13 protein-coding genes and 1 pseudogene are annotated in these 11,423 nt (G+C 74.8%); 6 read left to right on the top strand and 8 right to left on the bottom strand.

The features are described 5' to 3' along the window. The 4 genes and pseudogenes from AC069R_RS29265 to AC069R_RS29250 all read right to left on the bottom strand — a co-directional run. A pseudogene (locus AC069R_RS29265) lies at window positions 1-437 on the bottom strand (LCP family protein); the annotation flags it as partial. Window positions 438-738: 301 nt separating this feature from the next. Then, on the bottom strand, window positions 739-1,101 hold the full coding sequence (locus AC069R_RS29260) for an ArsR/SmtB family transcription factor (protein WP_397987898.1): 363 nt from the start codon (window positions 1,099-1,101) through the stop codon (window positions 739-741). A 155-nt stretch (window positions 1,102-1,256) separates the two neighbouring features. Further along, window positions 1,257-2,429 carry a TerD family protein gene (locus AC069R_RS29255; protein WP_478769777.1) on the bottom strand — a complete coding sequence of 391 codons (1,173 nt, stop codon included), beginning with the start codon at window positions 2,427-2,429 and terminating at the stop codon, window positions 1,257-1,259. Between the two features lie 112 nt (window positions 2,430-2,541). Further along, the gene (locus tag AC069R_RS29250) at window positions 2,542-3,126 is read right to left on the bottom strand and encodes a TerD family protein (protein ID WP_478769776.1); all 585 of its coding nucleotides are present in this window, start codon (window positions 3,124-3,126) and stop codon (window positions 2,542-2,544) included. Between the two features lie 158 nt (window positions 3,127-3,284). Between AC069R_RS29250 and AC069R_RS29245 the strand changes: the two genes are divergently transcribed. The 4 genes from AC069R_RS29245 to AC069R_RS29230 are packed head-to-tail and all read left to right on the top strand — an operon-like array spanning window position 3,285 to window position 5,992. After that, the gene (locus tag AC069R_RS29245; protein ID WP_478769775.1) at window positions 3,285-3,668 is read left to right on the top strand and encodes a BlaI/MecI/CopY family transcriptional regulator; all 384 of its coding nucleotides are present in this window, start codon (window positions 3,285-3,287) and stop codon (window positions 3,666-3,668) included. 6 nt (window positions 3,669-3,674) lie between these two features. Continuing rightward, entirely contained in the window at window positions 3,675-4,610 is a 936-nt protein-coding gene (locus tag AC069R_RS29240) for a M56 family metallopeptidase (protein ID WP_478769774.1), read from the top strand. 22 nt (window positions 4,611-4,632) lie between these two features. Beyond that, on the top strand, window positions 4,633-5,568 hold the full coding sequence (locus AC069R_RS29235; RefSeq protein WP_478769773.1) for an ADP-ribosylglycohydrolase family protein: 936 nt from the start codon (window positions 4,633-4,635) through the stop codon (window positions 5,566-5,568). Window positions 5,569-5,620: 52 nt separating this feature from the next. Beyond that, a complete protein-coding gene (locus AC069R_RS29230; protein WP_478769772.1) occupies window positions 5,621-5,992 on the top strand; it encodes an STAS domain-containing protein in 372 nt (123 codons plus the stop codon). A 35-nt stretch (window positions 5,993-6,027) separates the two neighbouring features. On the opposite strand, the gene AC069R_RS29225 is transcribed toward AC069R_RS29230, so the two are convergent. Beyond that, the gene (locus AC069R_RS29225) at window positions 6,028-6,321 is read right to left on the bottom strand and encodes a hypothetical protein (protein ID WP_471061478.1); all 294 of its coding nucleotides are present in this window, start codon (window positions 6,319-6,321) and stop codon (window positions 6,028-6,030) included. Window positions 6,322-6,758: 437 nt separating this feature from the next. On the opposite strand from AC069R_RS29225, the gene AC069R_RS29220 reads away from it, so the two are divergent. Both AC069R_RS29220 and AC069R_RS29215 read left to right on the top strand, forming a co-directional pair. Next, window positions 6,759-7,217 (top strand): Crp/Fnr family transcriptional regulator, encoded by a 459-nt coding sequence (locus AC069R_RS29220; protein WP_478769771.1) that lies wholly within the window; start codon window positions 6,759-6,761, stop codon window positions 7,215-7,217. A gap of 62 nt (window positions 7,218-7,279) precedes the next feature. Next, window positions 7,280-7,891 carry a CBS domain-containing protein gene (locus AC069R_RS29215; protein WP_478769779.1) on the top strand — a complete coding sequence of 204 codons (612 nt, stop codon included), beginning with the start codon at window positions 7,280-7,282 and terminating at the stop codon, window positions 7,889-7,891. Between the two features lie 50 nt (window positions 7,892-7,941). Here the strand turns inward: AC069R_RS29215 and AC069R_RS29210 are convergent, their stop codons facing one another. From AC069R_RS29210 to AC069R_RS29200, 3 genes are all read right to left on the bottom strand, one after another. Further along, window positions 7,942-8,541: an Rv1733c family protein gene (locus AC069R_RS29210; RefSeq protein ID WP_478769770.1), complete on the bottom strand. Its 600-nt coding sequence runs from the start codon at window positions 8,539-8,541 to the stop codon at window positions 7,942-7,944. 31 nt (window positions 8,542-8,572) lie between these two features. Then, on the bottom strand, window positions 8,573-9,274 hold the full coding sequence (locus AC069R_RS29205; protein ID WP_478769769.1) for a CBS domain-containing protein: 702 nt from the start codon (window positions 9,272-9,274) through the stop codon (window positions 8,573-8,575). A 112-nt stretch (window positions 9,275-9,386) separates the two neighbouring features. Beyond that, window positions 9,387-11,132: a sensor histidine kinase gene (locus AC069R_RS29200; RefSeq protein ID WP_478769768.1), complete on the bottom strand. Its 1,746-nt coding sequence runs from the start codon at window positions 11,130-11,132 to the stop codon at window positions 9,387-9,389. Window positions 11,133-11,423: the final 291 nt, after the last annotated feature.

Raw genomic sequence — 11,423 nt, 5'->3', positions numbered from 1 at the left:
CCGCCGCCCAGCTTGCAGTCCGCCGCGCTGGTACGCCCGTCCGAGCCCATCACCAGGATGTTGATCGGGGTGCGGCCGAACGCGTCGGGCTTCTCGGTGCCGCCCTTGCCGTCGAGGGAGAAGCTCTGGATGTTGCCGTTCAGGTGGTCGTAGAACCACCAGCCGGCACCGGCGGTGACCACGATGAGCGTCGACACGGATATCGCGGCGATCTTCAGCACGCGCTTGGCGCGCGGCACCGGGCGGGCCCTGCGGGCGCGCTTCGCGCCGCGGGAGCGGGCGGCCGCGCGGGCCGCGGCCCGGCCGCCCTGGGGGCGGTCCTCGGCGGGTGCCGCCTCGGCACGTGCGGCGTCCGGCTCGGGGGCCCGCTGGCCGGGCACCCGTCGGTCACGGCGGCGCGTGGCCTGGCCGGCCGGCCCGTCCCACGGGTCGCTCATCTCCCACTCCCCTGAACGGTAGGGCCGGGCCGTCGACGCTGCGGCCTGGCATGCGCGGTGGTGTACGAGGCGGTGACGTGCCGCCCCACCTTGATTGCGTAGTTGCGCAATCTAACAAACAAAGGTTCCGGAACGGCAGGGATGCACACGAGATTCACAGGTGAGGCACCTCATCGCACCGGCGAGCCCTGGGCGGGGTGGTACGGCAGCCGGAGTCTACGCGCCCCGTCTGTGAGCGGAGCGTACAGGCGGGCGCTCTTACCCAAGCCTGGAGCCCGGTGAGCGGAAGGGCCGGTGACGCTCAGCCGCCGATCCCGTGCAGCCGGCGAGCGGGGGCGGCGGTGTGCCGGGCGCGGGCGGTCAGCTGGCCGACCATCGCACGGACGAGGGTCACCACATCGGGGTCGTCGATGTAGTAGACCTGCCGTCTGCCCTCGCGCCGGGAGCGGACGAGTCCGGCGAGCTTCAGCTTGGCCAGATGCTGGCTGACCGCGGGCAGGGCGCCGCCCACCCGGTCGGCGAGGTGCGTGACATCGCTCTCACCTTGTGACAACGCCCACATCAGATGGAGCCGGGCGGAGGAGGCGAGCAGTCCGAACGCGGCGGCGGCCTCGGCCAGCACCTCGGCGGGCGGATCGTCGTACCCCCCGGCGTTCTCCGTCACGATCCTCTCCCGTCCCCGCCCTCAGCACAGCCGGCGCAGCTGCGCCGCCCCAGTGTAGGCGTCCGGGACCGCCCGGCGGTCCGGGGCCGAGGCCGGACCGCCGCGGGGAGGGTGGCGCGCCGCGCGACGGCGGCGCGAGCTGCTCGGGTGGGGTGTCAGTCCTCGTAGAAGTTGTTGACGACTTCCGGTTCGTCGTCGTCGAACGCCTCGTTCAGCAGCGCGCCGCCGATGAGTCCGGCCGCGCCGGCGCCGATGAGCGCGCCGGTGCCGAACCGGCGGCCGCCGCCGTGCTCCTCGTAGTCGTGGTGGCGGTAGTCGTGCGGGCGGTCGTCGTAGGGCTGGGCGTATCCCTGCTGCGGGTAACCCTGTTGGGGATAGCCCTGCTGCGGGTAGCCCGGTGCCGCCGGCTGGGGGTAGCCCTGCTGGGGCGGGGTGTAGAAGGGCGGCACCGTGGTCTGCACGCGCTGGGCGCAGGCGCCGCACGTCTGGACGGGCCGGGGCACGCCCCACTGCGGGGACCAGGTCACGGTCGTGACACCGGGGCCGTGGTTGGGGTCGAAGAAACAGGTCATGGTGGAACTCCCGGTGGGATGCGGGGAAACGGCGGACACGGATGCCCCCGGCGGGGCGGGCGGAGGCGGGGGGACGGGCGGTGCCGGGGCCTGCCGAGGCGCCGGTTCGGGCGCCGCCGGAGCCTTCTGCGACACCGGCACCGGCTCCTGTACTGGCTTCGGCTCCTGTACCGGCTCCGGCTCCGCTGCCTCCCCCAGCACCGTCACCCCGTAGTCGCCCGCGATGCCCGCGAGGCCGGAGGCGTAACCCTGGCCCACGGCGCGGAACTTCCACTCCGCGCCATGCCGGTACAGCTCGCCGAGGACCAGCGCCGTCTCCTGGGAGAGGGCGCCGCCGGTCACCTCGTAGCGGACCAGTTCGGTGCCGCCGTCCTGGTCGAGGACGCGGATATGAGCGCGCCGCACCTGTCCGAAGGTGTGGCCGCGACGCGCCGCGTCGTACAGGGAGACCGGGAAGACGATCTTCTCCACGGCGTCCGGGAGACGCGTGAGGTCGATCCGGATCCGCTGGTCGTCCTCGCCGGCGAGGCGGCCCTGGCCGTCGTGCCGGACCGAACCGTCCGGGCTGCTCGGGTTGTTGAAGAAGACGAAGTGCTCGTCGGACAGGACCCGGCCGGTCGCGTCGCACAGCAGCGCGCTGCCGTCCGGCTCGTAACCGGGGTCGGCCTGCCAGCCCAGCCCGACCGTCACGGCGGTCAGGCCGGGGGCCTGCCTGCTCAGCGACACATTGCCGCCCTTGGTCAGGGTCGTGCTCATGCATGTCCTCCACAGCCACCGCGGGAATCCGCGTCCATGATGATCAACGAGTTCCGCCCGCCGCCGGTTCCACGCGCACGCGATGACGCACGCAATGATTCGGCCAAGAAGGTCACAAGTGCGCGCTGATCGCGGGCAGCAGGTCCTGGAAGGTGCGCCCCGAGGCCGGTGCGCCGATGGCCTGCAACTGCCAGCCGCCGCCGGTGCGGTGGAGCTTCGCCATGATCTGCGCCGTGTACGCGCCGCCGCCGCTGAGGGTGTAGCGGGCGAGTTCCGCGCCGGTCCGCTCGTCGACCAGGCGGCAGAAGGCGTCCCGCACCTCGCCGAAGGTCTGCCCGGTGAAGGAGTTGACGGTGAACACGATCTGGTCGACATGGCCGGGCACCCGCGCCAGGTCCACCAGGATGACCTCGTCGTCGCTCCCGGCGCCCGCGCCGCCGACGAGGTTGTCCCCGAGGTGGCGTACGGAGCCGTCGTCGCTGGCCAGATGACGGAAGAAGACGACGTCCGCGAGCTGCCCGCCCGCGAACAGCAGGGCGGAGGCGTCCAGGTCGATCTCGCGGGTGCCGGCCAGCTTGGCCAGGAACCCCTTGCGTGGCGCGGCCCGCCAGCCCAGGCCCATCCGTACGGCGTCCAGCGCGCCGCCGTCCGCCTTGTCGAGGCTGATCCGCTGACCCTTGCTCAGGTTGACCGACACGGGTCCGCTCCCTTGCTCTTGTCGCCCTCACCGGTTCGCCGGTGCGAATCTACAACACTGTAGAAGAAAGCCGGCGCAGGTCCGCTCTGTACGATGTGACGCCCCTTCGGCACGAGGGGTTGCGGCACACGGGCGGCAGGCAGGAAGGGAGAACGCGGGTGGCGGAGCCGGACGCGCACCGTCGGCGCAGGGCGCAGGGGGCACTGGAGACGCGGGTGCTCGGGGCGCTGCACGAGGCCGGCGGTCCGGTGACCGCGGGCTGGGTGCGGGACCATCTGGCCGCGGGGCTCGCCTATACGACCGTGATGACGGTCCTGGGCCGGCTGCTGGCGAAGAACGCCGTCACCCGCAGGCGCGAGGGACGCTCCTTCGTGTGGCTCCCGGCCGCGGACGAGGCGGGCCTGGCCGCGCTGAAGATGCGCCGGGTCCTCGACGGCGAGCAGGACCGGCACGCGGTGCTGGCGAGCTTCATCACCGCGCTGCCCGAGGGCGACGAACGGCTGCTGCGCGAACTGCTGGACTCCGGCGACGGCGAAGACTGAGCGCACATGGGAATCTTCGTCTTCCTCCCCCTGGTCCTGCCGCTGACCGCGTGGCCGATCGCCCGGCTGGCCGAGCAGCGGCTGCACCCGCGCACCGCGACCGTGCTGCTGACCTCGGTGTCCACCGTGATGGCGCTGTGCAGCACGGTGTGCCTGGCCCTGCTGATGGTGGTCGGCACCGCCCAGCTGCCCGGCAATCCGCTGCCGGACGGCTGGTCGGACCCCGAGGTGCGCGCGAGCGTGCCCCGGCACGAGATCGCGGGCAAGGCCGCCATCCCCGCACTGCTCGCGGTCCTCGCCGCGTGCGCCCGCACCCTGGCCCGCCATGTACGGGTACGGCGGCGGGCCCACCGGGCGCTGGCCGGGCTGCCGCGCACCGAGGTGGCCGTGCTGGCGGACCCGGCGCCGTACGCCTACGCGCTGCCCGGCGGCGGGCGGGACCGGATCGTGGTGTCCACGGGGATGCTCGGCTCGCTGGCCGCGCGGGAGCGCCGCGCGCTGTTCGCGCACGAGCGGGCCCATCTCGCCGCCCGGCACCACCGCCATCTGCTGCTGGTCCGGCTGGCCGCCCGCGCCAACCCGTTCCTGCTGCCGCTGCGCACCGCGGTGGCGTACACGGCGGAGCGGTGGGCGGACGAGGAGGCCGCGCGGGCCGTGGGCAGCCGCCGGGTGGTGGCCCGCGCGATCGGCAGGGCGGCGCTGGCCGCCACCGGTCCGGCGCCCGCCCCGACGCTGCCCGCGCTCGCCGCGCCGGGGCCGCTCCCCCGCCGGGTCGCCGCGCTCCTCGGTCCCGCACCCGCCACCCGTGCCTGGCCGTCCCTGTTCACGACGGCGGGTCTCGCGGTGTGGACCGCGGCCACCGGGGCCGCGCTGTCCGCGATGTTCTCGGCCAACTCCGCGCTCACCCTGGCCGTCGTGCTGCACGCCGCCACACCGCTGTGAGCCGCCGGGCAGAATCAAGGCCATGACCGTCACCGCGACCACGGACCGCGCCGCCGCCCGCCGCAGCCTGGAGGGCCTGGCGCTCGGCGACGCCTTCGGCGAACGCTGGTTCCCGCTCTTTCGCGAACCCGGCCGCGCCCTGCGGGAGATCCGCGCCCGGCAGGCCCCCGAGGAATCGCCCTGGCGCTGGACCGACGACACGGCGATGGCCCTCGCCGTACTGCGGGTGCTGGACGAACACGGCGAGACCCGCCCGCGCGAACTGGCCCTGGCCTTCGCCCTCGGCTACGACGCCGATCCCGGCCGGGGATACGGCCACGGCATGCACCAGTTGCTGCCGCGCCTGCTCGAACTCCCAGACAGGTGGCGGGAGTTCACGCGCGAGCTGTTCGGCGGGCAGGGCAGCCTCGGCAACGGCGCGGCGATGCGGGTGGCGCCGCTCGGCGCGTTCTTCCACGGCAGCCTGACCCGAGTCGTCGCGGAGGCGGCGCGCTCCGCCGAGGTCACCCACGCCCACCCCGAGGGCATCGCCGGAGCGGTCGCCGTGGCGGTCGCGGCCGCGCTGTCCGCGCGCGGCGCGCTGAGCGTCGCCGACGTGGCCGCCCTGACCCCGGACGGCGCGGTCCGGGACGGGCTGGCCCGCGCCGCCGAGGTGCCCTTCGGCACCGAGCCCGCGCGCGCCTCGGACCTGCTCGGCAGCGGGCGGCGGATCCGCGCCGACGACACGGTGCCCTTCGCCGTCTGGTGCGCCGCCCGCCACCCCGGTGACCTCGTGGCGGCCCTGTGGAGCACCGCGGAGGGGTTCGGCGACGTGGACACCACGTGTGCCATCGCCGGGGGCATCGTGGCCGCGCGCACCGGGGTGGCGGCCGTACCGCGCGCCTGGCTGGAGCGCCGGGAACCGTTGCCGGGCACCGGGACGGCATCGTCCGGGGAAAACGGGGCAGGCGGCCGGTGAGCGGGGGTCGGGCAGGGACCTTCAGGGACCTTCGAACAGGGCCGGGGTAAGGGTGACAGACAGGGCGAGCACCGAGGAATCACTGGAGCCGGACGGCCTGGCGGTCGGCCGGGCGGCGCACGACGGGGCCGTCGTGGTCACGGTGGCCGGCGAGGTCGACCACCGGACCGCGGGCGCCCTGCGGCGCGCGCTGATGCCCGTGGCCGCCGGGCAGGCGCCGCACACGGTCGCCGACCTCGCCGGGGTGGGGTTCATGGACTCCAGCGGCATCAACGTCCTGATCGCCGCCCACCAGGCCCATGAGCCGGACGGCTGGCTGCGCCTGGCCGGGGTGCGCAGACCCGTGCTGCGCACCCTGGAGCTGGTCGGGCTCACCGACCTGATCCGCTGCTATCCGGGCGTACGGGAGGCGCTGGACGCCTGACGCGCCGTCGCTGAACCTGTCGTACCCGTGCGCCGCTATGAGGTGGCGGTCTGGTGGAACGGGGGGACGGTGGCCTCGGCGCCCTTCCTGATCGACTCGACGACCTCCTGGTGCAGGTCCCGGCTGGCGCGTTCGGAGCGGCAGGGCACCGGGCTGCCGCTGAGCGTGAACCACTCGGAGGTGCCGCTGTACTGCACCGACACATCGGCCTCGCGGCCGTCCCAGGTGGTGTGGACGGTCAGGTCGCCGGTGAGGACGCCCGCCTCCACGGTGCGGGCACCGCCCCGGCCGGTGAAGACTCCGGGGGTGGTCCAAGATGCGAAGACCATGCTTTCAGCCTCTCTTCTCCGCTCCGCGCCCCCTTGACGGGTTTGCGTGTTTATATCCCCCTGCGCTTGTCCTCCATGGTGCGCCATCGGGGCGGCGTCCGGCTGGGGCCGTACGGCCCCCCTTGCCAGGGCGGCCCGCCACCGGGCGGCACTGGTGCGCCGGCGGATCCCGTGGTGTGCTGGTGGTGGCGGGGAGAGCCGTCGAGACGCGGAGAAGCGGCCGGGAGCCGCGCACCGCGCAATCCGGATCCGCGAGAAGCGGGTGGCTTTCCCCGCTCCGCCCCGGTCGCGTCCCGCCTCGGCGATGCCCCGGTCCGTCCGGTACCCGCGCCCGTCCGTGGGCCGAACGGCCCCCGCGCCGGGTCCGGGCGACCTGTGGCGGCGCCGGACACAGACGCCCACGCTGGGATCACGACCCCAGGAAGGGAGCCGGTGCGATGACCTCCGCCACCACCATGACCACGGCACTCGACCCCGTACAGCGCGATCGGCTGATGGCCCTCGCCCGCGAGGTCTCCTTCGAGGCCGGCACCCGGCTGTTCGAGGAAGGGCGGCGCGCCGACCGCTTCTGGATCGTGCGCACCGGCTCCGTCGCCCTCGACCTGCGGGTGCCCGGCCGCCGGCCCGCCGTCATCGAGACGCTCGGCCACGGCGAACTGATCGGCTGGTCCTGGCACTTCCCGCCGCACATCTGGCAGCTGGGCGCCGAGGCGACGAGCCCGGTCCGGGCCTGGGAGTTCGACGCCGGCCCGGTGCTCGGCCGCTGCGACGAGGACCCGGAGTTCGGGCGGGCGATCGCCCGCTGGGTCGGCCGCGTGGTCGCCCAGCGGCTGCACGCCTCCCGGATCCGGCTGCTCGACCTCTACGCGCCCTACGGCAGCGGGAGCCCCGAGTGACCGCCCGGCCGCCCGCACGGGAGGCCCGCACCACCGGGGGCCCGAGCCGGGTCGGCGACGTGATGACGCGCGCCGCGGTGGCGGTGGGGCGTACCGCCCTGTTCAAGGACATCGTGGCCCGGATGGAGCAGTGGCACGTCAGCGCCCTGCCGGTGCTGGAGGGCGACGGCCGGGTGGTCGGCGTGGTCTCCGAGGCGGATCTGCTGCCCAAGGAGGAGTTCCGGGACAGTGATCCCGACCGGATGACCCAGCGGCGCCGGCTGGGCGACCTGGCCAAGGCCGGAGGGGTGAGCGCGGAGGAGCTGATGAGCACGCCCGCGGTCACCGTGCACGCGGACGCCACGCTCGCCGAGGCGGCACGCATCATGGCGCTCAAGCGCGTCAAGCGGCTGCCGGTGGTGACGTCGGAGGGGGTGCTGGAGGGCGTGGTCAGCCGGGGCGACCTGCTCAAGGTGTTCCTGCGCGAGGACCGTGAACTGGCCGACGAGATCCGGCGCGACGTGCTGGACGTGCTGTTCCCTGCGCCGGTCGAGCCGCTGCACGTCGTGGTGGTCGACGGGGTCGCGACGCTCACCGGGAGGGTCACGGACGGTACGCGCATCCCGCTCGCGGTGCGCATGGTGCGGGGTGTGGAGGGCGTCGTGGGGGTGGACTGCCATCTGACGGAGGGCTGAGCTTTCCCGCGTCGCCGTTCACCCGCGGCCGCCGCTGAGATTGCCCCAGCTCACCCGCGGCCGCCGCTGAGATTGCCCCAGCGCGGCCCTATCTGCTTCCACTCCTCGTCCCACTCGGCCATCCTGCGCCGGATGAGCCGGCCCCGGACCAGCCGGCCCGCGCACCACACGGCGGTGCCGGCCGCCGGGCCGACGAGGACGCCGGTCAGGGCCGCCTGGAGGCCGGCCGAGGCGCCGGTGACCGGCGGGGTGACGATGTGGTCGGCGCGGTTCGCCCAGACCGTGACGCTGCTTCCGGCGGGGGCGCCGGGGGCGACCTTCGCCCGGTCGGTGTGCACCGAGCCGTCCGCGTCGGTCCAGCGCACGGTGGCCCACACCCGCCCGTCGTCGTAGCCGCTGCCGGAGGGCGAGGTGGCGGCCGGGTCGGTGAGCACCGCCGTGACGGGGTGCACCCGCGCGAGCCGGGCGGCGTACGACGCGGCGGACGCCCGGGCCGCGAGCAGCCCCGCGAGGACCCCGCAGACCAGGACGAGCAGCCAGCCGGCGAGGACGATCCAGGCCTCGACGACATCGCTGTGCCGGCGCAGCGGATTGCGCCGCCACCGCCACAGCCGTACCGGCCTGACCGCCGTGGCAGGTGTCCGTGTCATCGTCACCGCCTCCTCTCGCGCCGGCGGCCCCTCAGCGGGTGCCGGCCGACTCGGCGTCCGGCAGGTCCGGGTCCAGATCCGGGTGGCGCGGCGGCCCGGCCAGCGCGCACCGCACGTCCACCACGCCGGGCACGGCCCGCGCGAGGCGCGCGGCGAGCGGTACGAGCGCGGTGTCCCGGACCCGGCCGCTGAGCGTCACCACACCATCGTGCACCTCCACCCGGATCCCGGCCGCTTCGGGGCCGAAGAGACGGGCCACGACCTCGCGGCCGACCTCCCCGGCGATCTCCGGGTCGCCGCGCAGGAACACCTTCAGCAGGTCGGAGCGGCTCACGATGCCCAGCAGGGTGCCCTCCGGGTCCACCACCGGGAGCTGCTTGACGCGGGCGCGGGCCATGACGCGCGCGGCGTGGCCGAGGGTGGCGTCCGGGGCGACGGTGACCGGCGGGGTGGTCATCAGCTCCCGCGCGCTCGCCGCCCCGGCCTTTGCCAGGCCCGCGAGGTGGCGCGTCCTGCCGTACCGGTCGAGATCGCGGTCGCGGTACTCCTCCTTGGGCAGCAGATCCGCCTCGGAGACGACACCGACCACGTGTCCGGCGTCGTCCAGTACGGGCACGGCGCCGACCCGCCACTCGCGCATGGCCTGCACGATGTCCTTGAAGCCCGCGCCGGTGCGCAGGGCGAGCACCCTGCGGGTCATCACGTCGTCCACGGTGGTCGGAGTGCCGTCCATGGCTTCCTCCAGGGGCTCTGGTGCCGTGCGCACGTTCAGCCTGTGGCCGCCGCCCGCCCGGTGTCATGGGCCGGGCGGCCCCGACCGGGTGCCCACCGGTCCCGGCGCCGGGTCAGGCCGGGGTCAGCGGGACCCGCCACTCCAGTGTGGCGCCGCCGCCCTCGCTTCTCGTCACGTCGAGCCGGCCGCCGAGCCGCTGGGCGCGCTCCGCCATGTTGCGCAGCCCGCTGCGGCGGCCCCCGGCCGGGATGCCGACGCCGTTGTCGCGGACCCGCAGGCGCACCTCGCGGCCGTCGGCGGCGAGCAGCACCTCGGCGCGGTCGGCGTGGGCGTGCCGGGCGATGTTGGTGAGGGCCTCGGAGAGTACGGCGACCACGTGGTCGGCGATCTCGCCGGGGACGTCGGTGTCGACCAGGCCCTCCATGCGCACGCTGGGCGCGAAGCCGAGCACCGGGGCGGCCTCGCCGGCCACCCGGACCACGCGGGCGCGCAGCCCGCCGGCCGCGGCGCCCTCGCGGGCGCGCAGCCCGAAGATGGTGGACCGGATGATCTTTATCGTCTCGTCCAGGTCGTCCACGGCGCGCAGGACCCGCTCGGAGGCCTGCGGGTGCTCGATGAAGCGGCCCGCGCTCTGCAGGGTCATGCCGGTGGCGAAGAGGCGCTGGATGGCGAGGTCGTGCAGGTCGCGGGCGATGCGGTCGCGGTCCTCCAGGAGCGCGATCTGCTGGGCGGCCTGCCGGCGCTGGGCGAGCTCCATGGCGATCGCGGCCTGCGCGGCGAAGCCCCGCAGCATCTCGGTCTCCCTCTCCGAGAACGCGGGCCGGTCGCTCTCGCGGGCCAGCAGGACCACACCGCGGGCACCGCCCTCGCCGGTGCCGATCGGGACGGCGACGGCGGGGCCGAGGCCGTCGAAGCGCGGCGGTTCCTGGCGGATACGGGCGTCGTGGGCGACGTCGTCGCTGGTGACCGGGGCGGCGGCGGTGAAGGCCAGGCCCATCAGGGTCCGGTCCAGGGGCAGCACGAGACCGCGGTGGGCGTCGGCCTGGGCGCCCACGGCGATCTCCACGCCGAGCGCCTCGATGTCCGGCATCGGCATCGCGACGGCGGCGAGGGCCGAGCCGGTGATCTCGCGGGCGTGTTCGGCGATCAGGTCCAGGGCCTCGGCGCGTTCGCTGCCGGACATCAGGCTGCGGCTGATCTCGGCGTTCGCCATCAGCCAGCGTTCGCGCAGCCGGGAGTCCTCGTAGAGCCGGGCGTTGTCGATGGCGACGCCGGCGGCGACGGCGAGGGTGGCGAGGACCGACTCGTCCTCCTCGTCGAAGTCGGCCCCGCCGCGCTTCTCGGTGAGGTACAGGTTGCCGAAGACCTGGTCGCGGACGCGGATCGGGACGCCGAGGAAGGTGTTCATCGGCGGGTGGCCGGGCGGGAAGCCGTACGACGACGGGTGGGCGGACAGCTTGGACAGGCGCAGGGGCTCCGGGTGGCGGATCAGCTCGCCCAGGATGCCGTGACCCTCCGGGTAGGGGCCGATCTCGGCGATCCGCTCCTCGGACAGGCCCACGGTGTGGAACGCGGCGAGGGTCGTGCCGTCCGGGCCGATGACGCCGAGGGCCGCGTACTTGGCGTCCACCAGCGCCGCCGCGGCCTCCACGATGGAGTGCAGGACCTGTTCCAGGTCGAGTTCGCGGCCGACGGAGAGGACCGCCTCCAGCAGGCTGTGCACCCGGTCGCGGGTGCCGCGGGCCGCGTCGATCCTGGCTTGCAGCTCCTCCAGCAGCTCGTCCAGCTTCAGCTGCGGCAGCCGCACGCGGGGCTCCTCCGTTCCGGTCACCACGCCCTCCACTTCCCATCGGCCCATGCCGCGAACCGACGGGTTCCGAGGGACACGGTAGCCGCTCGGGGCAGGGCAGGGATACGCGGCCGTCCCCTCATCGACCTGTGATCCTCGGCATGCCGGGGGCATGTGCCGCGGCGGCGGGCTGGGCCGTACGGCCCCCGGTGCGGGTCCGAGCGGCACTGGCGAGACGCGTACGAGCCGGGCGAGGGTGTCCTCAGGAGCGGCACCGATCCCCCGCGGTGCCGCTCCTGCGCGGCGTTGACCCCGCCCCGGTGCCGCTCCCTCGCGGCGTTGGCCCCGCCCGCCCGGCGG

It is taken from the genome of Streptomyces sp. NPDC043952, assembly GCF_056435325.1.
The sequence above is the reverse complement of the archived record's forward strand: the minus strand, read 5'-3'. Positions and strand labels throughout refer to the sequence as shown.